At 47.3% G+C, this 22,016-nt stretch carries 21 protein-coding genes; 18 read left to right on the top strand and 3 right to left on the bottom strand.

The window, feature by feature from the left end; translation table 11 throughout:
- Positions 1–176 precede the first annotated feature (176 nt).
- The 18 genes from J2736_RS15400 (at position 177) to J2736_RS15315 (ending at position 19,504) form a co-directional block, all read left to right on the top strand.
- Positions 177–1,742, top strand: coding sequence for a response regulator transcription factor (locus J2736_RS15400; protein ID WP_310499486.1), 1,566 nt, complete (start codon positions 177–179; stop codon positions 1,740–1,742).
- Positions 1,743–1,749: 7 nt separating this feature from the next.
- Positions 1,750–3,537: a cache domain-containing sensor histidine kinase gene (locus J2736_RS15395; protein WP_310499485.1), complete on the top strand. Its 1,788-nt coding sequence runs from the start codon at positions 1,750–1,752 to the stop codon at positions 3,535–3,537.
- A gap of 229 nt (positions 3,538–3,766) precedes the next feature.
- Positions 3,767–4,627: an ABC transporter permease gene (locus J2736_RS15390; RefSeq protein ID WP_397340832.1), complete on the top strand. Its 861-nt coding sequence runs from the start codon at positions 3,767–3,769 to the stop codon at positions 4,625–4,627.
- Entirely contained in the window at positions 4,621–5,481 is an 861-nt protein-coding gene (locus tag J2736_RS15385; protein ID WP_310499483.1) for a carbohydrate ABC transporter permease, read from the top strand. Before J2736_RS15390 ends, J2736_RS15385 begins: the two co-directional genes overlap by 7 nt.
- A gap of 97 nt (positions 5,482–5,578) precedes the next feature.
- Entirely contained in the window at positions 5,579–7,120 is a 1,542-nt protein-coding gene (locus J2736_RS15380; RefSeq protein ID WP_310499482.1) for an extracellular solute-binding protein, read from the top strand.
- Between the two features lie 156 nt (positions 7,121–7,276).
- Entirely contained in the window at positions 7,277–8,440 is a 1,164-nt protein-coding gene (locus tag J2736_RS15375) for a YhgE/Pip domain-containing protein (protein ID WP_310499481.1), read from the top strand.
- 24 nt (positions 8,441–8,464) lie between these two features.
- The gene (locus J2736_RS15370) at positions 8,465–9,052 is read left to right on the top strand and encodes a TetR/AcrR family transcriptional regulator (protein WP_310499480.1); all 588 of its coding nucleotides are present in this window, start codon (positions 8,465–8,467) and stop codon (positions 9,050–9,052) included.
- Positions 9,053–9,067: 15 nt separating this feature from the next.
- Complete coding sequence (locus tag J2736_RS15365) at positions 9,068–10,042, top strand: PfkB family carbohydrate kinase (RefSeq protein WP_310499479.1); 975 nt, start codon at positions 9,068–9,070, stop codon at positions 10,040–10,042.
- Between the two features lie 1,566 nt (positions 10,043–11,608).
- Positions 11,609–12,319, top strand: coding sequence for a CpaB family protein (locus tag J2736_RS15360; protein WP_310499478.1), 711 nt, complete (start codon positions 11,609–11,611; stop codon positions 12,317–12,319).
- A gap of 28 nt (positions 12,320–12,347) precedes the next feature.
- A complete protein-coding gene (locus J2736_RS15355) occupies positions 12,348–13,583 on the top strand; it encodes an AAA family ATPase (protein WP_310499477.1) in 1,236 nt (411 codons plus the stop codon).
- Between the two features lie 23 nt (positions 13,584–13,606).
- On the top strand, positions 13,607–15,118 hold the full coding sequence (locus tag J2736_RS15350; RefSeq protein ID WP_310499476.1) for an ATPase, T2SS/T4P/T4SS family: 1,512 nt from the start codon (positions 13,607–13,609) through the stop codon (positions 15,116–15,118).
- The gene (locus J2736_RS15345; RefSeq protein WP_310499475.1) at positions 15,115–16,047 is read left to right on the top strand and encodes a hypothetical protein; all 933 of its coding nucleotides are present in this window, start codon (positions 15,115–15,117) and stop codon (positions 16,045–16,047) included. Before J2736_RS15350 ends, J2736_RS15345 begins: the two co-directional genes overlap by 4 nt.
- 13 nt (positions 16,048–16,060) lie before the next feature.
- Positions 16,061–16,960: a hypothetical protein gene (locus tag J2736_RS15340; RefSeq protein WP_310499474.1), complete on the top strand. Its 900-nt coding sequence runs from the start codon at positions 16,061–16,063 to the stop codon at positions 16,958–16,960.
- Positions 16,961–16,981: 21 nt separating this feature from the next.
- Positions 16,982–17,131 (top strand): hypothetical protein, encoded by a 150-nt coding sequence (locus J2736_RS15335; RefSeq protein ID WP_310499473.1) that lies wholly within the window; start codon positions 16,982–16,984, stop codon positions 17,129–17,131.
- Positions 17,132–17,146: 15 nt separating this feature from the next.
- Positions 17,147–17,293: a hypothetical protein gene (locus tag J2736_RS15330; RefSeq protein ID WP_310499472.1), complete on the top strand. Its 147-nt coding sequence runs from the start codon at positions 17,147–17,149 to the stop codon at positions 17,291–17,293.
- Positions 17,290–17,715: a hypothetical protein gene (locus J2736_RS15325; protein WP_310499471.1), complete on the top strand. Its 426-nt coding sequence runs from the start codon at positions 17,290–17,292 to the stop codon at positions 17,713–17,715. The genes J2736_RS15330 and J2736_RS15325 overlap by 4 nt, the downstream gene beginning before the upstream one ends.
- Before the next feature lie 43 nt (positions 17,716–17,758).
- The gene (locus tag J2736_RS15320) at positions 17,759–18,214 is read left to right on the top strand and encodes a hypothetical protein (protein ID WP_310499470.1); all 456 of its coding nucleotides are present in this window, start codon (positions 17,759–17,761) and stop codon (positions 18,212–18,214) included.
- A gap of 102 nt (positions 18,215–18,316) precedes the next feature.
- Positions 18,317–19,504, top strand: a complete 1,188-nt coding sequence (locus J2736_RS15315) for a M24 family metallopeptidase (RefSeq protein ID WP_310499469.1) — start codon at positions 18,317–18,319, stop codon at positions 19,502–19,504.
- Positions 19,505–19,635: 131 nt separating this feature from the next.
- Here J2736_RS15315 and uraA read toward each other — a convergent pair whose 3' ends face one another.
- The 3 genes from uraA to J2736_RS15300 form a co-directional block, all read right to left on the bottom strand.
- Positions 19,636–20,904 (bottom strand): uracil permease, encoded by a 1,269-nt coding sequence (gene uraA, locus J2736_RS15310; RefSeq protein WP_310499468.1) that lies wholly within the window; start codon positions 20,902–20,904, stop codon positions 19,636–19,638.
- Positions 20,905–21,048: 144 nt separating this feature from the next.
- Positions 21,049–21,630: an ATP-dependent Clp endopeptidase proteolytic subunit ClpP gene (gene clpP / locus J2736_RS15305; protein WP_310499467.1), complete on the bottom strand. Its 582-nt coding sequence runs from the start codon at positions 21,628–21,630 to the stop codon at positions 21,049–21,051.
- Between the two features lie 66 nt (positions 21,631–21,696).
- Complete coding sequence (locus J2736_RS15300) at positions 21,697–22,008, bottom strand: hypothetical protein (RefSeq protein ID WP_310499466.1); 312 nt, start codon at positions 22,006–22,008, stop codon at positions 21,697–21,699.
- Between the last annotated feature and the right edge of the window lie 8 nt (positions 22,009–22,016).

Raw genomic sequence — 22,016 nt, 5'->3', positions numbered from 1 at the left:
TGCCATAGCTGGTAACAGCTCCCTTTTACCTGCTGTACAAAAGTTTGATGTAGTCGATATGCTTACTCTCCTCGATTTTTACACAATTTAGCAACATCCGTGTATAAACAAAGGTTTTAAAAATTGGTATGATGGGAAATAACGAAAGCGATTTCAAAGCGAAAGGTGGGAGTTTGATGTCAGAAAAACCAATAAGCGTACTGATCGTCGATGATGAGCTGCCGTTACGACAAGAACTTCGCTCCCTGCCGTGGTCGACATTGGGGGCGCGGCTCGTAGGGGAAGCAGAGAACGGAGCAGAGGCAGCGGCGCTCTGCGAGGAGCTGCAGCCGGATCTGGTCATCACAGACATTACGATGCCCATTATGAATGGGATGGAGCTGTTCCGCACCTTGCGGAACAAATGGCCGCAGACCCAGGTTGTGCTTCTCACCTGCCACAGCGATTTTCATTATGCGCAGGAGGCAGTGAAGCTCGGTGCTTTAGACTACTTCACGAAGCTGTCGTTCGATGAAGAAGATATGCAGGCTTTGATTGATAAAACCCGAGCAGCCATGAGTCGGCAATTGGATCTTCGCCACTACGGTCAAGATCAACAACGAAGACAACTGGCGAAGCTCGTTAATATGCTTACGAAAGAAGGCAGCGTCTCAGCCTTAGAGCTGCAGACGATTTGGGAGGCTTGGCAAACGGAGGCGCCGCTCTACTTGAACCGTCTAGCCATCGATGTGCAAGAAACCAACCGCTTCCACCTCATGACCGAGCTAGAGCAAATATTAAAGCAGTGGGAGCACGCGCCGAACCACCACCACACAAGCGCGTTCCAATGGTGCCTGACCGGCGATCGCGAGGTGCTGCTCGTGTTCCGCCAAGCCGCAAGCGAAGCGGACGCGATGCTCCTCATGGATCAGCTGCTAGCCGAGCTGCATGCTGCGCTAGAAAGGGCGCTGCCGTACATGAGCGGCGCCTTTCAGCTCCTGGCTGTCACCGGCGAAGCCGTCCGACAGCCCCAAGATCTGCTCTCTTCGCTGCGCTCGATCGCGGTGACGCCGGCGCTGCTGTTTTACGGCCGGCCGCTGGCGACAACCGCTGCGCGCGACGCCGCGCAGGGTGAGACAGAGCCGGACGCGCACCAAGATGCGCTGCTGATCCGGCAGCGCTGGCTGCAAGCAGCGAAGGACAAAACGGAGCTGCAGCGTTTTTATCAGGAAGATTTCGGCCCGTGGGCGCTTCAGAATCGCTTCAACCCGGCCAAGCTGATCGCTTACTTCCTCCGCGTGCGCGAGGAAGCGATAGCGGCACATTCACATCTGCGGCACAGCGAGCAGGAAGCTATGACCGCGCAGCTCTTAGCCGCCGGGACACTGACGGAACTCATTAGCCTCTTCACAAGAGAGCTCGCTTACGGGGAAGGCGATACACGAAAAGTACGCAAAGAAGTCCAGCTTGCCCGCAAGATCATCATGGAAAAACTCGGCGAACCTATAACGCTGACTTCCGTCTCGGAAGAGGTTGGGCTCAGCTCCTACTATTTGAGCCGGCTTTTTAAAGAAGTAACAGGGGAATCCTTTAACGACTATGTCACCCGGCTGCGCATGGAAAAAGCCGTCCAGCTGCTGCAGACGACGCAGATGAAGGTATATGAAGTCGCCGAGCAGGTAGGTATCCCGAGCTATCGTTACTTTTCCCAGTTGTTCCGCAACTGGACCGGTGTAGCGCCGACAGAATACAAAAAGGGATGATGACCGCATGAAAGCAATTCTATCGTGGTTCAGCAGTTGGACGATGCTGGCGAAGCACTTTCTATTCTTATCCATCGCAACGGTCGTCTTGTTAGGTGGCTTGGCCTGGAGCAACCTGCGGGAAGCTGAACATTTGTTTCGCATGCAGGTTGTGACGGATGCGCAGGTCATTATTGACCGCACGAATCTCTATATGAATGCCTATCTGGACAACGTGCAGAACATTCTCCTCCTGATCTCGACGCGGGATGACTTGTTTGACGACGGCAAAGAGAAGGAGGCCTCAGAGGTGCTCCGCAACTATGCCAACAAGAACAGCACGTTGTATAAAAACCTGTACCTGGTGCGGGAAGACGGCAACGTCATTACGAATTCGCAGACGACGTTTGATATCATCGGCAATCCCTACATGGAGTCACTGCTTACCAAAGCCAAACAGACCTACGGTATGTTTATTACAGAGCCTTATCAATCCCCAATGTCAGGCAAAACAGTTGCGTTCGTTCTGCCGATTCAATCGGCGCAGTCGAAGGCTTTTCGAGGGATTGCCGTTGTCGAAATTGACCTTGTACAGCTGACGAATATGCTTGCACAATTTATGAATACGAAGAATCAAACGTTTGCCATCATCACCAATAAAAACAATGTGGTTCACTCCTTCGATACGACGCTTCCGCTCAGTTCTTACCGACTGCTGCCCTATAATACATCGGTGTTTCCACCGGAGCTTGGGGCTGACTTCGTGACGCAGATCGCGGATTTGCCGGTAGGTGCCTCAGAACTAGAGGGTCCGCAAGGAGGACTGGTGGCGGTCAAGTCAGGCATGAACAAGCTGGGATGGTACTTTATTGCTTTCTATGAAAACAGTTATTTCTACCACAACATTCAAAGCCTGTACCGAAACTTCAGTACGGCCGGTCTGTTCTGGATAGTCATTATTTTGCTCAGTACCTACATGATTTCGAGATACATTACGCTGCCGGTGCGCACCTTAGTGGCCAAGATGGACCGGGTACGTGACGTCGACGTTCAGCATACCATCCATGTGACGGGCAACGATGAAATTGGCCGCTTGACGCGAAGCTACAATGCCATGATGGAGCGGATTCATTACCTGCTGTTGGAGACGAGGGAGGCAGAACGGCGGAAAAAACAATTCGAGCTGAAAATGCTTCAGAGCCAGATTGCTCCCCATTTTTTATACAATACACTTGCCTGTATTTCGAGTTTAGCCAAACAGCATAAAATTCACGAAGTGCGAGAGACGATTAAGGCTTTGGTCGGTCTACTGTCCTTGAGCTTTGATAAAAGCTCCGAATTTGTTACGTTGGAGGACGAGTTGGAGGGGCTGCGCATGTATGCGTATATTCAGAAGATTCGATACGGGGACAAATTTACAATGTCAATCGACGCGGCGCCGGAAACACGTAAACTGAGGATCTTGAAGCTGACGCTGCAGCCACTGGTGGAGAATGCGATTTTTCACGGCTTGGTGCCGCTCAAACGGACGGGGAATATTTGGATTCGTGCAAAATGCGTGAGGGAAAAACTCATCATTACGATTCGGGATGATGGTCTAGGCATGAGCGCCGACCAACTCCATAGCTTATTCGCTGAGCGAACGAAAGCTCCGAGTAAACATAGATTTACCGGCATTGGCGTCATGAACGTACATGAGCGGATTGGGCTTAATTTTGGACCGACTTATGGGCTCTCTATATTTAGTGTACCGGAGGTCGGCACCCTCATCCGAATGGAGCTTCCAGTAGATCTATATACAGAAGACTCGAAATAAAGCGTTTGCAAGAATTCGTACATTTTCGCAGGATCACTGTATATTTTCCGAAGAAAGCGCTTGCTATACTGAGATCAACACTTAGGAGCAAGCGATTTAACGGAAAGAAGGTGGCCTCATGGACCAACAGATGGTTGCACATCGAGAGACGAAGGCCGGAAGCAAGATAAGAGAAACGAGGGCAAAATTGTCAGCGAAGCAGATATGGGCGTTCCGAGCTTTTTACCTTATGCTGCTGCCCGGCATTGTTTATTTTATTATCTTCCGCTACGTCCCGATGTACGGCATTATTATCGCATTCAAGGATTATCAGATGCTGGATGGTATCTGGAAGAGCGGCTGGGCCGATCCTTGGTACAAGCATTTTGAAATCTTTTTCAATTCCCCCTACTTCGGGCAATTAATGGGCAACACGATGATTATCAGCGTCTATAAGCTGGTTTTCGGTACGATACCGCCGATCATTATGGCGCTGTTGCTCAATGAATGCCGGCTGAGGTGGTTTAAGACAACCGTACAGACCTTGACCTACATGCCACATTTCTTGTCTTGGGTCATCATCTACGGGGTGCTCATCGCGCTGTTCTCGCAAAGCTCGGGTCTCGTAAACAACTGGATCGAAGGCGCTGGGGGTAAGTCGATCGGCTTCATGACCTCGACAGATTACTTCCGGGCGATTCTGGTTGGTTCGGAAATTTGGAAAGATCTCGGTTGGGGCGCTATTATCTACTTAGCTGCAATGGCTGCGATTGATCCAACCTTGTATGAAGCCGCAAGAGTCGACGGTGCGAGTCGTCTACGGATGGTTTGGCACATTACCTTGCCGGGCATTCGCAATGTGATCGTGCTGCTCCTGATTCTGAAGCTGGGACATATTATGGATGCAGGCTTTGATCAAATCTACATTTTATACAACATTCAAGTTTACGCTGTTGCAGATATTCTGGATACTTGGGTGTTCCGGACAGGTCTTCAGCAGTTGAATTTTTCGCTTGGCGCTGCCGTCGGTTTGTTCAAATCATTGATTGGTTTGGTTCTGGTTGTAGGCTCCAATCAGTTGTCCAAGAAGTGGGGTGAGGGCATATGGTAAGAGGCTGGGAGGATCGAATTGTAAACGCTGTCGTTGTCATTATTTTGAGTCTTGCAGGCCTGGCAGCCATTTTCCCACTCATGTATGTCGTGTCCGTCTCTATCACCCCGTTCTCTGAAGTACTGAAAAACGGCGGTTTTATCCTGATTCCGAAGTCCATCACTTTCTCAGCTTATCATAAGCTTCTGACGGAAACGGCGATTCCCCGGGCGTTCTGGGTAACCATATTCATTACCGTCGTCGGAACTGCGGTCAATCTGGTGCTGACGCTGCTTATGGCGTATCCGCTCAGCCGCCGCAATCTGCCGGGAAGAAGCATGTTCTTGCTCTTGGTTGTGTTCACGATGTTATTTAGCGGCGGTATTATTCCGACGTATCTGATCGTGAAATCGTTAGGTTTGCTTGACTCCGTGTGGTCGATGATTTTACCGAATGCCATTTGGAGCTTTAACGTTCTGATTATGAAAAGCTTTTTCGAAAATCTGCCCGAAGAACTGTTTGAATCGGCAAGAATGGATGGCGCGAAGGAATTCCGCATTCTGTGGCAAATTGTACTGCCGCTTTCTGTACCTTCCATGATGACAATTGGACTTTTCTATATGGTTGGCCATTGGAATGAGTTTTTCCAAGCCATTATGTACGTGACAGACCGCAGCTTATTTCCGCTTCAGGTCATCATTCGTGAAATTTTGATGCTGACGCAGCAGCCGCTTGAGAATGCGGAAAATATGCTGCCGACCGAAACCATGCAAATGGCGGCCGTTGTTTCAGCCAGCTTGCCGATTATTCTGGTGTATCCGTTCATTCAAAAGCATTTTGCCAAAGGCATGCTGATGGGCGCTGTCAAAGGTTGATCCCGTTCCCTAGATGCTCGGGACTGCAGCCTGCGCATTCGGTGACGGCAACATATAGCCAAACATATCTTTCATTTTACAGAAAGAAGGGGTTTAGATGAAAAAGAAATTGTTCGTTCCAGCTCTACTCGCTATGACATTTGCAGGAGGCACACTGCTTGCCGGTTGCGGATCATCCACGACGGGCACAACAGAGACGAATAAACCGGCGGAAAGCACCAAAGCAGCAGCTACATCGAGCGGCAAGCCTGTTAAAATCGACATTATCGAAACAGGAAGCGGGCTGCCTACACCTGATCAGGACATCATTAAGCAGGAGCTGGATAAAGCGCTGAATACGGAAATTAATTTGACCGTATACGCTTCGGGCGACGACTATAAAAATCAACTCAACGTACGGATGGCATCAGCGAACTTCCCTGATTTGTTTGCGGTGGATCGCCAACAGCTGAAACAATTCTCGGAACAAGGCTTGCTGCTTGACCTTACACCTTACATGGATAAGCTGAAGCCTACGAAGGATTTTATCGGTGATGCTTCTTTGAAGAAAGGCGCTCTAAACGGCAAGACGTATGCCATTGCCAAGTCGCCTACGGTTCCTTACAACACGTACTGGATTCGTAAGGATTGGTTGGATAAGCTCAATTTGAAAGTACCGACGACACCAGAAGAGCTTTATAATGTTGCAAAGGCTTTCACTGAGCAGGATCCGGACGGCAATGGGAAGAAGGATACTTTTGGTCTGACGGGTAGCAAATTTGGCGCGTTTGAGCCGGTCTTTGGCGCATATGGTATCGCTTATTCGGGTGTACCGAGCTTATATGTAAAAGATAATAAGATGGTGAACTCCCTTTATGATCCTAATATGAAGGATGCGCTCGGATTCATTCAAAAAATGGTGGCATCAGGTGAAGTTGATCCTGAGCTCATGGCGAATACAGGAACGCAGCATCAGCAAAAGGCGATTAAAGGACAGGCTGGTATTGTGTACCTAGACTGGCCGAATGTCACCAAGGATCAGTTCGTTGAACAGATCAAAGCTGTGAATCCGAATGCGAACTGGATACAGGTAGAAGCAATGAAAGGTGTTGGCGGTCAATTCGTCAGCGGAAATGACATCGGTGCGACCGCAGGCATGTATGCGATTCCGAAATCGCTCGAAAAGAGCCCGGAAAAGCTGCAAAAAGTGCTGGATCTGTTGAACTACGTTTCCGGTAAAGACGGCTCTCCGCTTGTCCAATACGGTGTGAAAGGCAAGCACTACAACCTGGATGGAACGAAAGTCGTGCCGACAGACCTGATGGGGAAAGAAGGCGGCTACTTCTGGCTCTACCAATTTACAGGTCGTCCGGAAATGGATTATTTGACAGTGAAGTTCGCACCGCAGTCCAAATTCATTGAATTTGCAAGCAAGCAGCCGCGGATCGAAGTCTTGAACGGCTTCGTGGACTTCCCGAACGGTTACAACGCAGCGGATGCGAATCGTTACATTGAAGAAGAATTGTCGAAATTCATTTATGGCAAGCGTCCGCTTAGCGAGTATGACAGCTTCATCAAAACGCTGGAGGGTTCCATGAATTATAAAGCGTATTTAGACGCTGCAGAGAAACGGATTAAAGAGCTTGGTTATATTAAGTAAGATTTGGATCGAAAGCGAAGGCGGCTGTCCCACAAGTCATGATATGACGGGGGCAGCCCTTTTGTTTTGCCTGTTAGTGGGTTGACAAAAAAACGTACCGCCCTTATTATTTAAACGGACGTTTTAAATGATCGTTTAATAATGAGGAGTGGTAACATGAGACAGTCGATAGCAATGTTTTTGAAGCCCGCGACAACGAAGGTAGGGATTATTACAGCGATTACGTTTCAATTGCTGTTTAGTATTATATGGATGACCGGCTATTCCGGGGTTTCGGATAATACGAAGAATTTGAAGATTGCAATCGTTAATGAGGATCAAGCAATGGGTGGCAAAATTGTTCAAAGCTTGCAGAGTAATCTGCCCTTTAAGACAGAAGTCATCTCTTCCAATGAGGAAGCACAGAGCAAGCTAAATAATCGTGAAGTACAGATGGTCATGCATATTTCACCGGATTTTTCGAAAAAATTACAAACACCAGGACAGACAGCACCGATCAGTTATACAGTAAATGAGTCTAATCCGTCTATGACGAAGTCGATCATGCAGGCTGTGGCCGCGAACATTACTTCAACGGTGAATAAAGAGGCAGTAGCGGCAGGTGCATCAGCTGTTCTAACACAGATGAATCCACAACTTGCTGCGGAGCAAGCGACTCAGATTGCACAAGGTCTGGCGAGTAAGGTAAGTTCCGATATACAAAGCACGAATAAAGTAAAGGATATGCCGAATCAAATGTTACCGATGATGCTCGTTCTTGCCTCGATCGTGGGTACGATGATTATGGGAATGAACTTCAGCGTAACTAGCAATGTACTTGGTGCATCTCTGACTAAAACGCAAAAAATGGCAGCGCGTACCAGTATAACTGTGATTGCTGCGGTTGTTGTTGGTCTCATTAGTGCAACTATGGTTGTTGCATTAGGTGGATCCGTAGACAAAGGATTTGCAGAGCTTTGGGGCTTTGAGTCATTATTCTTATTAACGTTTGCATTGGTTGCACAAATGTTTTTGACATTGTTTGGGAACGCAGGTATGCTATTTAACATTGCTATGTTATCCTTGCAGTTGGTGTCATCCGGTGCGATTGTACCGAGAGAACTTTTGTCACATTTCTATCATTCTATCAGTAATTTCTTCCCGGCAACGTATGCGGTGAACGGGTTGATGAATATTTTGTTCGGTGGACCTGGGGTAGGCCATGAAGTTGGTTTCTTATTTGTGATTGCCGCAGTAGCATTTGCGATTGATATGCTCGTTGTGGTCGCTAAAAAAGCCAAGCCGGCTCTATCCACAAATCAAGTTCAATCAAATGCGTAACTATTGATTAGGAGGCCGCTAGGCATGGGTCATCAAGAGTCAGATATGAAAATGAAAATTGTGTTAGCAGCTAAGAAATTATTTGCAAAACATGGTTATGATGCAACTAGCGTACGTCAAATATGTGAGGAGGCCGGGGCCAATGTGGCTCTGGTTTCCTATTATTTTGGCGGAAAAGAGAGCGTTTTCCATGAGGTGTTTAAACAATACTTTCCCTCAAATGAACTGAGAGATTTCTATGGTATCGATGATCCATACCTCGGTATCCAAATGGTCATTAGGGAAGTTCTGAAGATTCGAACAGAGGATCCGGAGCTAATTAGCATCATTCAAATGGAGATCATCACGATTACCCCGCGCGTGGATAAAATGAGAGAGATTTTTTTCCCACTGTGGCAAAAGGTTCGTGATTTATTGGACAAGGGCAGACAAGACGGGGTTTATGAGTTTGAATCGCTGGATAGTACGCTCATGTTTGTTTTGGGAGCCATGTTTTTTTACAAGCAACGCGAGTTTTTTGAACCGATTTTTACGGAAGAACGGCCGGATATGGAGACATTGATTGGGCAAACAACGGCGTTCATTATGCGTGCGCTCGGATATAACAAATAGAGGGGAATTGGGGATATGGGCAAAACAACGATCGTGTGCTTGGGAGAGCTGTTGATTGATTTTGTGCCGGAGGAGAATGGCCAAGCATTGGCTGACGTCGGCAAGTTTGGACGGGCGGCGGGTGGAGCACCGGCCAATGTAGCTGCGGCAGTCGCCAAACTAGGCGGCGACGCTAGGTTTATTGGCAAAATCGGCCGGGATCCCTTCGGCGATTATTTAGTACGCACGCTCCAGGACGTTGGCGTGCAGACGGAGGTATTGCAGACCGATGAGGCGAAGACCGGTCTGGCTTTTGTGTCGCTGCGCGCGGACGGTGAGCGCGACTTTTTGTTTTTCCGCGACCCGGCGGCGGACATGCTGCTGCGCGCAGACGAAGTCGAGTCGCAGTGGCTGGAAGACGCCGCGGTCTATCACTTTGGCTCGGTATCACTGATCGCCGAGCCTTGCCGTACCGCTACGCTCGACGCCGCGCGGCGAGCGAGAGACCTTGGTGCATTGGTGTCGTACGACCCCAATGTTCGGTTAGCCCTGTGGCCGAGCGCGGATGCGGCTCGGGCTGAAATCCTTGCGCAGCTTCCGCTTGCGGATGTGGTCAAGGTCAGCGAGGAGGAGATTGAATTCCTCCTCGGCGTGGACGCGACCACGGGTGCGCAGCAGCTGCTGCAGCGCGGGCCCAAGGTGATCGTGATCACCTTGGGAGCGCAGGGATGCCGCGTGGTTACCGCGCGGCAGGATGTCGTGATTGCCGGCGTGCCTGTGGCAGCCGTCGATACGACTGGCGCCGGCGACAGCTTTGTCGGCGGCATGCTCTTCCAGCTGGCGCAGATAGGCGTTACGCCAGCTACGGTTGTGGATGCGCTGGCTGAAGCCGGAGCTGCCGAGCGAATCTTTGCCTTCGCGAATCGCGTCGGCGCAATGACCACGACGCGCAGGGGAGCAATTCCTGCGCTGCCAACACTTGCAGAAGTTAATGAGGGGATCCAGCTGTAAGCTGGGTCTCTTTTTTTGTTGAATTCTGAGGTATCTACAGCATGAAGATGTATCCGGTTTAGTGAACATCTCGCTTAAACCGAAATTCTGAGATATCTACAACATGAAGATGGACCCGTTTTGGTGAACATCTCGCTTGAACGGAAATTCTGAGGTATGTACAACATGAAGATGTACCCAGTTTGGTGAACATCTCGCTTGAACGGAAATTCTGAGGTATGTACAACTTGAAGATGTATCCGTTTTGGTGAACATCTCGCGTGAACGGAAATTCTGAGATATCTACAACATGAAGATGTATCCGTTTTGGTGAACATCTCGCGTGAACGGAAATTCTGAGATATCTACAACATGAAGATGCACCCGTTTTGGTGAACATCTCGCTTGAACGGAAATTCTGAGGTATCTACAACTTGAAGATGCACCCCGTTTGGTGAACATCTCGCTTGAACGGAAATTCTGAGGTATCTACAACATGAAGATGTAACTAGTTGAGTTGGACATCCGCTTGAACGGAAATTCTGAGGTATCTACAATTACCTGAGTCAAAGGGATAGTGTACATAATTAGTAGTGTGAATAGATCATTACCTCACTACAAAATGGTCCATTAAAGATTGTCTGGCTGTTGTGAAGTAGGATACTTCTGAGTCAAAGGGATAGTACATAGATAGTAATGTGAATAAATCATGACCTCACTACAAAATGGTCCATTAAGGATTGTCTGCCTGTTGTGAAGTAGGATACTCCTGAGTCAAAGGGATAGTACATAGATAGTAATATGAATAAATCATACCTCACTACAAAATGGTCCATTAAAGATTGTCTGGCTGTTATGAAGAAGAATACTCCTGAGTCAAAGGGATAGTGTACATAGATAGTAGTGTGAATAAATCATGACCTCACTACAAAATGGTCCATTAAGGATTGTCTGTCTGTTGTGAAGTAGGATACTCCTGAGTCAAAGGGATAGTGTACATAGATAGTAGTGTGAATAAATCATGACCTCACTACAAAATGGTCCATTAAAGATTGTCTGGCTGTTATGAAGGAGGATACTCCTGAGTCAAAGGGATAGTACATAGATAGTAGTGTGAATAAATCATGACCTCACTACAAAATGGTCCATTAAAGATTGTCTGGCTGTTATGAAGAAGGATACTCCTGAGTCAAAGGGATAGTACATAGATAGTAGTGTGAATAAATCATGACCTCACTACAAAATGGAGCATTAAGGATTGTCTGGCTGTTGTGAAGTAGGATACTTCTGAGCCAAAGGGATAGTGTACATAGATAGAAATCCTGGTGTAAGGGAGTGCTTATCTAGTAATAAGTGGATACTTTCGTAATCGGAATGTCGGTATATCAGGGCGCTTTCATTTGTAGAGCCTATTAATTTGTAAATAGATGTTGAAAATTGGAAGTTTATGTGATACTTTTATTGTATTGTTTCGAACTTAAGTGAATAGAGTTGGATTTGCGAAGAACGCAAATTTCGGGAGATGAATTTTCCGAGGTTTGCGTTTTTTGTTGTTTTTAAAGGATGAAATAGAAAGGAGGTGATTAATTGAACCACAGGAGAAGCCTGCTTATTAGTGTGGTTGCTGCACTGCTAGCCGGGGCGCTCGTATATGGTGTGTATGTGTTACAAGTGAACCAGGTAGAACTGCAGCAGACGGTACAGGTTGTGGTTCCGAAGGATTTTATTCGCGCGGGCCAGTTTATTCGTGATGATATGCTTGAGTTCAAGTCGATCCAGAAAGGAGGTTACACCTCGGAGATGATGACGAAGTTTACTGATGTTGTCGGGCAGGAAGCTATGATTCCTCTAGGGACACGGGAACCTATTTTAAAGTGGAAGGTGAATCGTTATCATCTTTTACCGAATGAGCAACAGGCTACTTTTCAAATTCCTAGAGAGTATCTGCTTTCGGTTTCGAATGGCATACGGGCGGGAGATCGGGTTCGCATGTATGTATCGGGGACCGATGGGAGCTCACGCAGGCTGTTCGATGAGAAAGAAGTGACTGTTGCTTCAGTGAAGTCATCTGCCAATGTGGAGGTAGACAATCCCAAAAATTCAAATTTGCTATCCAAAGTTGAGGGGGATGAGGAGAAGATGTATATCTCCAGACTGGAAGCTAATGGGGCGATCGATCAGATCAATTTGAATTTGACGGAAAGCGAATGGCTTCAGATTGACCAATTATGTTCAGCGAAAAAGGCGAAGCTTGTGATTGCTTTTAGCTCCACGTCGATTCTGGAATCAGGGCAGTAATATGGCAAAAAAAGAGAGGTGAAAGCCAATGCAAATCGCTTTAGTTTCGACGGACCAACGGTTAGTCGATGAGCTTACGAATGTGGTGTATGAGAAACCGTTTGGGTGGCAAATATTTTCGGATGCGAATAATTTAGGAACTAAATTAAAAGAGCATGCTTACTCGCATGTCATTCTATCAGATCGGGAGCTAGTGTACGGGGAGCTTGAGGAGTTGCTTGAAGGCTTGCAAGGACAGGATGAAGTGATGAAGATCATCGTGTTACTTTCGAATTATCATGATGGCTCGATCAATGAGAAGTATGTGAAAATGTGCAAACTGATGAAGCTGGATTATATTCTTCCAGGCCGCAGTACAGCTGCGATTGCAGATGAAATTCGCGCATGGGTGGATGGGGCAAGTGAGGGGGGCTCGAAGAAGGTACCTCCTGGTAAGTTAATTACGTTCGTTGGCTCTACACCGAATATTGGAACGACGTTGGCGTCCTTTGGTGTGGCTGCCATGTTAGCGATGGAGACATCGAAAAAGGTTGGTTATCTGTGTTTGAATCTCAAAAGTTCTAAACTGCATCGCTATCTCGGACGCGAAGAGCACTATTTTACATTAGATGGGTTGAGAGCGGAACTTAAGGCACAAAGCTTAACCCCGGAGAGGCTGCTCCACGTCTGTGATAAGCCGAAGGAGGCGCATGGCTTGCATATCCTTTATGGGAATATGCTGCGTGAGCAGGCGGAGTTTTTTACACCATCGGAAATAATCCATTTGTTGCGGGTGGCGCGTGGCGCTTTCGATATCTGTATTATTGAAGTCAGCGCGTATTGGGATAATGCGGCGACGGTCAGCGGTCTGCTTGAAGCTGACAGCAAAATTGTCGTCACGACCGGGGATATTGCCCATTTTCAGGAGGATTTCTCGAGGTGGATTCGCCAGGTTGGGGCAGTGTTTGGCTTGCAGCCGCATGCATTCGAGTTGATGGCCGTGCAAACGGATCGCAATGCGAAGCAAAGCGAATTCACAATTAAGGATATTCGCAAAGAAACGCAGCTGCACTTGATTGGACATGTCAGTAGACATGGGGATGCCCTCGCTCGTTGTAACCAAGGTAAGCTCATGGAGATGTTGAACCCCACGCATCCTATGCATCAAGAAGTGAGGGGGGTAGCGCGGAAATTTGCTGATTTCTATAAGTTGCCTTTGAGGGTGAATATTCGGCATGATACTTGGTTTCAGAAGCTTATCACGGGCAAACGCGTGGTTAGCTAGAACCATTTGAGGAGGATAGAGGAGTGAGTGGGAAAAGGTTTTCGATGATTACGTACATGCATGAACGTAGGACGGAAGAAGCTGTGGTAGGTTTAAATCACGATCTGAAACAACAGGTTGCTGGCATTAGGCATCCCGATGGGGAAGTCGGTGAATGGAACAATAGTGTGCGTGTAACCGTGAACAGTCAAGATTATGTAGGTACTGGTGAGGAAGCTATTTTTCAGCAATGGGTACAGGATATTCGGAGTGAGCTTGTTGCCTTAAAAGGCAGATCTGAAATTGAGAAACAGTTGTACAATGAGACGCTGAATCGCGCAATTCTGGGTTATGAAGAAGACCGTGGCAAGCTGCTGGCTATCATTCATGATCTTGTATCGAAAAGAAGACTTTCGGATATTCCACCTCGAACCAGCAGATATACGACATTGCCTGAAGCGATTTTTGCCGAAATAATAGGCTTAAATGTGCTTGAGCTTGTCCTTAAACAGAAGGAAGGATTAGAAGAGATACAGGTGGTGGGAAAGCGGATTTTTGAAGTGCGTGGAGGAGTAGCTAGACCATCAGCGTATGAGCTTCCATCCGTCCGAGAACTAGAAAGGATTCAACAAAATTTGGTGTTATTCAACCATGACACTCTTAATCCTAGGAAACGTTGGGCTGAGGTGGTTTTGCAAGATGGCTCGCGTGTGACGATGACGGGCTTCGGATTTACAGCTGAACCCACTTTGACAATACGCTTTTACACAGTTAAAAGATTTGATTTAAACTCTCTTACCTCGCCAGATCTGGCCACAATGGATGCCCGCATGGAGATATTACTTCGATGTTTTATCCACACATACTTCAATATGGTCGTTATTGGACCGACAAACTCAGGAAAAACGAATCTACTCAAGGCAATTATTGCCGAAATGAATGATAATGAGCGAATAATCACGATTGAATCCCGATTCGAATTGCACTTAAAGCGAGATTTTCCCCATAAAAATATCGTCGAATACGAAATAGACGAGGAAGATCCGAGGCATTCGGGCCTACAGGCTTTTAAACTTGCCTTAAGGCAGTCTCCTAAACGCATATGTCATGCAGAGATAAGGGACGAAGATGCTAATTTGTATGTTCGTGCTTGTACACGTGGTCATGAGGGCAGTTTGACAACGGTTCATGTGAGTGAGCTGGAGGATGTGCCAGATGCCATTACAGATATGTGCATGTTGGATGGCAGAGGGATGGATTCCAAGCGCTTGACGAAGCGGATTACTGAATTTGTGACACATATCGGCATTGAAATGCAGGTTGTTCAAGGGAAAAGAAAGATTGTGCGAATCGTCGAATATCGTTATGAAAATGAAGGCGTTTTCGTCACGAATCTAGCACTTTATGACAACTCGACAGACATATGGACATTTCCCGGGAAATTGTCGCTTCATGCTTCGCGTAGAATAAGAAAAGTGGATGAAGCTTGGTTCACGCTGTTGATGGAGCACGGATTTACTGAAAATGAAGGGAAAGAAGGCGGTTTAGAGCAGTGATTTTCGCTAAATATGTCTTTCTCTTGTTGTTATTTGTGCTCGTTTATGTGGGTTTTAGGGCGCTGCTACAGCTGTTTATCCGACAACGCAAGTCGAGGTTTAGGCTTTACTATGTAAGAAACGCCACTTTTAGCGCGAGATTAACCGCTTATTTGGAGACAAGAGGCTGGATATCTAAGCATATTAAAGAGTTGTTAGAAGCCGTCGAATCGAAAATAAGCATGCAGGTGATGTTGACAATCAGTCTAGTGGGGTTGTTATTCGGCTTGTTGGCTGGCGGGTTGTTTTTCCAATCCATAAAAGGTGCGCTTATGATGACGATGATTGGCGCTTCGATACCTTATTTGCTGCTACGAGTGAAGCTGGTGAGTGTCCGATTACGAACAAGGCTAGAGTTTCTTCCTGCTGTCGAAGTCTTTTATCAGTCTTACTTAATTGACCCTAATCAAAATATAAAAATTGCGCTGAAGTATTGTATAGAGGAAAATCGGATTTTATATCCGATTAAGCCTGTTTTCGAGCAATTATATCGTCATTTGATGACGCAAAGGGACACAGAGGAAAGCTTGCGCATCTTCTCCTTGTCGTTGGGTCACATCTGGGCGGATTATTTTACCGGGATTATGCGAGTGGCATTGAAAGAAGGAAGCTTTGTGGGGGATAGCCTAAAGGAACTTATTACAGATATGCGTAAAGCACAGCGTTTTGATCAAATTGAAAGAAATCGATTATTGGAAATCCGTATTGCTAATTTTACTCCAATCGGGTTTATGGTCTTATTTATGTGGATTAATTTTAAAGTAAATGGGGATAACGCTTATTTATATTATGTGATCGACCCTGCTGGTCGGAATATGATTTTGGATGCGTTGTTGTTGATATTTGTATCTTTTTTGATGGGAATCTACTTGTCTATGCGAAGAATGTAAGGAGGTGAATACCTTGGTTATGGTCAATAACCAGCTGCTTGTGCTGCAGTATGCTACACGTTTTGTATTATTTATGCTTGTCATGCTGATGATCTATCATGTCCTCAAACTCATACCTGTTCGCAAAAGGAGATGGCGATCCTTACAGGTAAAAAACACGCTGAAAGAGATTAAAATTCCCTCGCAATTGTATACCTTACTGGGGATGAGTACGAAAGTTGTAGAGACGAAGCGACAGTTGCTGTTAGGATGCGGAATTTGGATGAATGCGAACCTATATGAGGGTGCGAGAAGGTTGCTTTTAGTATTAGCGATGCTTATTGGAGTTATAGGATATGCGGCCTTCAAGCATCCTTGGCTCGCTTTGCAAATACAGCCTGCGTACGTCCTTGTTAGCGCGGTGGTGCTGTCGATTTTTCTAATGTGGGATCAAAAAGTACTTACGATACTAAAAGAAAAGCGGTCCCAGCGCATCGTGCGGGATATTTATGCGATCAGTCGACAGCTCTTATACTATAATGATTCGAAATTGAATTTGCATGACAAATTGTCTTTATGTGTCGGTCAAACGACGTCGATTCGAGCTCATGTCGAGCTGCTGCTGAATGAGTGGTATCAGGGAGCTGAGGAGGCGATTGTTCATTTTAAAAAGAGACTGGGGACCGATGAAGCACATAGTTTTGGTGAGACACTGAATGCGCTAAGGTTGAATGAGCACGGGGACTATTATGAACTGTTGAAACAACGTATTCAGGACTATAAAGAGAAAATGGAATTAATACGTGAGAGCAAGAAAGAAACGGTATCTTATGTGCTTTTCGTACTTGCAGGATTGCCGATATTGAATACATTTCGGGTATTTATGTACCCGTGGATCGCTGAAGGGCAACGATTATTTGATGCTATTAACTAATTACACTAGGAGCGCGAAAATATGAGAAATATTTTGGTAACGGTAATGATGCTGATCGTGGTTGCTTATTTGTTTACTACGATTATTAATGACGGGTCCACGGGAATGAGACGGAATATAAGCACGCACGGGGCGACAGCGAATACAAACATTTCATCACTTCAACCGTAGCACGGTGGGTAATGGATGAGGTCGATTCTTGTTACGGTGCTGTTGGTAATGGTCGTTATCGGTATTTATATCGATGTTGTTGGAGGAAATACGGGGACGCGCAGGCAAGTGAGTGATAGCGGAGCGAGAATAAATGTGTCAATTGAGCGGATTAATCCATGAAGCAGATTTTGGTGTTTATTCTTTTTGCTGCGATGCTCTGTTGGTTTATGTTTTCACCGGTGTATAAGCATGTCATCATAGTTCGACAAGCCGTGTTGCAAAAGGAAGTCGATTATATGCTCGAGGTCGGAGCGAATGGCAGCCATGGGTATATCAATGCAGCGATGATTGCCGAGTCCAGGGATCGTATGGCGGAAAGAGGTTTCGTACCTGGAGAAATTACTTATGAGGTTGGAACCAACTCTGGCGTTAGTGGAATGGATGCGAATACACCTGTTTGGAGAGGAACAGGTCTGAAGCTAACGATTACGTATCCGTATCAACGGCTTTTTGTAATTGATCAACTTATCGGTATACCGGTACCTGCTACATCAGATCGCATGGGGGCAACCGGTATGAAGATGAGTGAATATGTACCTTGAGAGTTGAGGGAACGGCGTGTATAAGCTGCTTTTAATGATGCTAATGAGCGTGGTGTTTATGTCTTTGTATGCCTTACAAACGGATGAAGAACTAGCGATGCATACCGTTTTTCAGGGAAAGCATGGGTTGAATCATGCGGTACATGCGGCTGCACAGCAAAGTGATATGGTAAAGCTGGCACAAGGAATTCATGCCATTGAAGAGGTGAAAGCTAAAGAGGCTGCGATGGCGTATTTGCAGGGGAATTTACGCTTAGATGCAGATAATGAGCCCTTGCCGGATACCTTTTTGCAAAGCGCGGTGGTTGTAGACTTCTTTAAGGTGGTTAACGAGGGGGAAATATTTCCCTACACGTATCGAGATGATGCGAGGGACTACACGGTTACGTTGGAACGCCCTGGTGTTATTATGTTTATTCGGCTGGCGTTTCCGCGAACGTATGCGGTGTTGCAGCCGATTACTTGGACGATTAAGTCTTCAGCGGAGATGGTGTATTGAGGGGAAAGAGATGTCATAGAGTGTCCATTGCGCGATAGCGGTTATTTCCATGTATAATGTGAAATTGAGGTGTTAATCTACGGCATATAGGAGTTGATTTCTATGACAATTTTTCAGCAAAGGCAGCAGTGGCTGCAAGATGAGATGCGCAAGCGAGGGTGGTCAGGCTTTCTGGTCACGCACCATGTCGATATATATTATTACTGTGGCTCGATGCAGACGGGGTATTTGTTCATTCCAACTGAGGGAGAGGCGATTTATCTCGTTCGTCGCAGTTTGGTACGTGCGCAGGAGGAAGCGGCAGCGGATGTTGAAGCTCTTGGCTCTTGGAAAACGCTCGGCGAGCGGCTTCGCGCGCGAGCTGGGGGCGTGGACGCAGCGGCTGGTGGGACGCTGCGTGTGGCGACGGAGCTGGACGTGTTACCCGTCCAGCTGTACATGCGTTTGCAGACCGCGCTGCCCGGCGCGGTCTGGGAGGACGGCTCGCTGCTCGTACGAGAGCAGCGCATGATCAAATCGCCGGACGAAGTCGCGGCGATTCGGGCGGCAGCGCGCGTCGTGGACGGCGCGCTGGAGGCGGTCATCGCCCACATTCGTGAGGGGATGGCGGAATTTGAGCTGATGGCGCTCATTGAGCATCAGCTCAGGCTGCGCGGGCACCAAGGGCTGATGCGCATGCGCGCGTACAATTCCGAGTTGATAACCGGAATGGTCGCGGCAGGCGCGTCGGCAGCGGTGCCGACGTATTTTGACGGGCCGGCCGGGGGCACGGGGCTTCACCCGTCCAGCCCGCAAAGCTCGGGCCGCGCGCTGATTCAGCGCGGCGAACCGATCCTCGTCGATATTGGTTGCACCATCGACGGGTACTTGATCGATCAGACGCGTACGCTGGTGATCGGTGATCTAGACCCTGAGCTGCAGCGAGCCTATGACGTGGCGGAGGAGGTCCTCCGCGCCACGGAAGCTAGGCTGCAGCCAGGTATGATCGCCGAGCATCTGTATCTGCTCGCGCTGGATCAAGTGCAGGAAGCTGGGCTTAGCGCCAACTTCATGGGGTACGGCGCTGACCAAGTGAAATTCCTTGGTCACGGCATCGGGCTCGAGATCGACGAGTTACCCGTTCTCGCCAAGGGTTTTAAATATCCGCTGGCACCGGGTATGGTTATCGCGATCGAGCCCAAGTTCACTTTCCCCGGGCGCGGGGTCGTGGGTATTGAAGATACGTATCTAATCACCGAAGGTGGATACGAGAAATTGACCGTATCCCGGGATGGGATACGGCATATATAGGGAAGAGCCCCGCGGCGTGTCGCGGGGCTCTTTTGTATGGAGGATGGCTTGTTCGCCCCGCACCACTCTTCCTCAGTTGGCTGACCTGATCTCACCTGATCTCACCACCCACTCTTTCTCGCCACCAACCCCTACTCATTGGAAAGCTTCAAAACCTCCAACAATTTAAAAAATAAACTGAGTACAATCGTGGCAACCGTAGCTAAGGCCATTCCTTTCATCTCAAAATGCCCCCATTTCAACGTTGCGCCGCTGAGGCCGATGACGAGTACAACGGTGGTTAGAATTAAGTTGATTGGTTTGGCGTAATCGACTTTGGTTTCTACGAGCATTCGGATTCCGGAAGAAGCGATAACGCCAAAAAGTAACAAGGATACCCCGCCCATGACGGGGGTTGGAATTGTTTGAATGAGAATGGCTATTTTTCCTACAAAAGAAAGGATAATCGCCAGAATGGCGGCGCCTCCGATCACCCACACGGAGTAAATGCGGCTGATAGCCATGACACCGATGTTTTCACCGTAAGTGGTGTTAGGCGTTGAGCCGACGAAGGAGGAAAGTATTGTAGAGACACCATTTCCTAGCAAAGACTTGCTCAGGCCAGGGTCTTTGGACAGATCCTTACCGACCATATTCCCGGTGACGATCAAATGCCCGATATGCTCCGCAATGACGACTAAGGCGGCAGGGGCGATAATTAATATACTCGGCCAATCGAACGAGGGGCTGTAAAAGGTAGGGATTTTAAACCAATCTGCGGCTCGTAAAGTGTCTCCAATTTGTATCAAGCCTAAGATGGCCGCGAGCACGTAACCAGCTATTATAGCTACCAATATCGGAATAACTTTTAATATCCCACGAAATACAACGGACCCAATAACACCGACTAGTAATGTAAAAATGGATACGGTTGCAACGGTCGGATCAGGTGACCAGCCCGCTGGAGCACCGTTTGGGGCAATAAGACCCGCCATGCCGGCTGCTGTCGGAACTAGCTCTAACCCGATCACTGCAACGATTGCGCCCATGGTTGCATGGGGAAAAACAATATCAATCCAGCTCGTGCCAACGACTCGAATTAATAAAGCCACAATGGTAAAAATCAATCCAACCACTAGAAATCCACCTAATGCGGCACTGTAACCTTTGGAGCCTAGAACGATGAAAACAGGTGAAAGGAATGCGAAGCTTGATCCTAAAAAAGCGGGTATTTTTCCTTTTGTAATAAAAATATAAATTAACGTACCTATCCCATTCATGAGCAGAATCGTGGCAGGGTCAACCTTGAACAAAATCGGCACCAGCACGGTAGATCCAAACATCGCAAATAAATGCTGTAGACTAAGTACGATACTTTCCCCTAATGGTGGGCGTTCATCGACTTGAACAATACGAGACACATCGTAACCTCCTTGGTTTGTTGTTTCTTTATTGTGAACTGCATATCGGATATATTACCCAATTTGTGGTGATATAAAAAAGAACAGCCCCGAAAGTCAGATAAATGACCTTAGGTGCTGCCCTATTTTAATAGTTGCGTGCTGTTAAATGCGTTCAATGACCTTATCAATTAATCCATACACCCGTGCGTCTTCCGCATCTAAGAAGTAATCACGGTCGGAATCCAACTCGATCTTTTCGATCGGTTGCTTGGTCGTTTGTGAGAGGATGCCGTTGAGAACGCGACGCGTTTTGAGAATGTGCTGCGCCCGAATGTGGATATCACTTGCTTGCCCTTGAGCGCCCCCCCAAGGTTGATGAATCATGACTTCTGCATTGGGAAGTGCAAAACGTTTACCAGGAGCACCGGCTGTGAGGAGAACAGCACCCATGGATGCGGCCATCCCGACACAAATGGTGGAGACATCTGGTTTGATGAAGTTCATCGTATCATAAATCGCAAGTCCTGCTGAGGTAGATCCACCAGGTGAGTTGATGTAGAGGGAGATATCTTTCTCGGGGTCTTCCGCGGAAAGGAACAATAGTTGGGCAATAATCGCGTTCGCAACTTGATCATTTACTTCTGTACCAAGAAATACGATGCGGTCCTTGAGCAAACGGGAATAAATATCATACGAGCGCTCGCCGCGCGCGGTTTGTTCGACAACCATAGGAATAAAGCTCATTGCAATCATCCTTTCATATATGGAAATTAGGTTCTTTTTGTTTAATGGACTACATATTTTAGCAGATTAAGCAGCTCGGCAATGAATCGTGTTGGTTTGCATAGCATGCTTTTGGCCAAAACCTGAAGAAATAATGATTAGATGAACAGTTTCTTCATTCAAAAGAGTGGGCAATTCGCGCACGGTCACTGTAGCTTCGGTGTCTATGGTAGTGGGATTCAATCGGCGGTAAGTATCCATGTCGATCACATTACTGCTTGAGGAATCTGGTTTAAGTTCAGTTGGTTGTGGCTGTTCCCAAGTGATAACAGGGGTTTGTTTGGAATTTGAAGCTGGGTGGGACTTGGTTTCTTGATTATCTTGATTTTCTTGACCCATGCAAATAC

It is taken from the genome of Paenibacillus qinlingensis (assembly GCF_031455095.1).
Lineage (GTDB): Bacteria > Bacillota > Bacilli > Paenibacillales > NBRC-103111 > Paenibacillus_E > Paenibacillus_E qinlingensis_A.
Note: the sequence above shows the minus strand (reverse complement) of the source record. Positions and strands in the feature narration are given on the sequence as shown.

What these genes read in the sequence shown, in the direction of transcription:
- J2736_RS15400 (WP_310499486.1), top strand. Translation starts at nt 177, where the DNA reads ATGTCAGAAAAACCAATAAGCGTACTGATCGTCGATGATGAGCTGCCG.
- J2736_RS15395 (WP_310499485.1), top strand. Translation starts at nt 1,750, where the DNA reads ATGAAAGCAATTCTATCGTGGTTCAGCAGTTGGACGATGCTGGCGAAG.
- J2736_RS15390 (WP_397340832.1), top strand. Translation starts at nt 3,767, where the DNA reads ATGCTGCTGCCCGGCATTGTTTATTTTATTATCTTCCGCTACGTCCCG.
- J2736_RS15385 (WP_310499483.1), top strand. Translation starts at nt 4,621, where the DNA reads ATGGTAAGAGGCTGGGAGGATCGAATTGTAAACGCTGTCGTTGTCATT.
- J2736_RS15380 (WP_310499482.1), top strand. Translation starts at nt 5,579, where the DNA reads ATGAAAAAGAAATTGTTCGTTCCAGCTCTACTCGCTATGACATTTGCA.
- J2736_RS15375 (WP_310499481.1), top strand. Translation starts at nt 7,277, where the DNA reads ATGAGACAGTCGATAGCAATGTTTTTGAAGCCCGCGACAACGAAGGTA.
- J2736_RS15370 (WP_310499480.1), top strand. Translation starts at nt 8,465, where the DNA reads ATGGGTCATCAAGAGTCAGATATGAAAATGAAAATTGTGTTAGCAGCT.
- J2736_RS15365 (WP_310499479.1), top strand. Translation starts at nt 9,068, where the DNA reads ATGGGCAAAACAACGATCGTGTGCTTGGGAGAGCTGTTGATTGATTTT.
- J2736_RS15355 (WP_310499477.1), top strand. Translation starts at nt 12,348, where the DNA reads ATGCAAATCGCTTTAGTTTCGACGGACCAACGGTTAGTCGATGAGCTT.
- J2736_RS15335 (WP_310499473.1), top strand. Translation starts at nt 16,982, where the DNA reads ATGAGAAATATTTTGGTAACGGTAATGATGCTGATCGTGGTTGCTTAT.
- J2736_RS15330 (WP_310499472.1), top strand. Translation starts at nt 17,147, where the DNA reads ATGAGGTCGATTCTTGTTACGGTGCTGTTGGTAATGGTCGTTATCGGT.
- J2736_RS15325 (WP_310499471.1), top strand. Translation starts at nt 17,290, where the DNA reads ATGAAGCAGATTTTGGTGTTTATTCTTTTTGCTGCGATGCTCTGTTGG.
- J2736_RS15320 (WP_310499470.1), top strand. Translation starts at nt 17,759, where the DNA reads ATGAGCGTGGTGTTTATGTCTTTGTATGCCTTACAAACGGATGAAGAA.
- J2736_RS15315 (WP_310499469.1), top strand. Translation starts at nt 18,317, where the DNA reads ATGACAATTTTTCAGCAAAGGCAGCAGTGGCTGCAAGATGAGATGCGC.
- clpP (WP_310499467.1), bottom strand. Translation starts at nt 21,630, where the DNA reads ATGAGCTTTATTCCTATGGTTGTCGAACAAACCGCGCGCGGCGAGCGC.
- J2736_RS15300 (WP_310499466.1), bottom strand. Translation starts at nt 22,008, where the DNA reads ATGGGTCAAGAAAATCAAGATAATCAAGAAACCAAGTCCCACCCAGCT.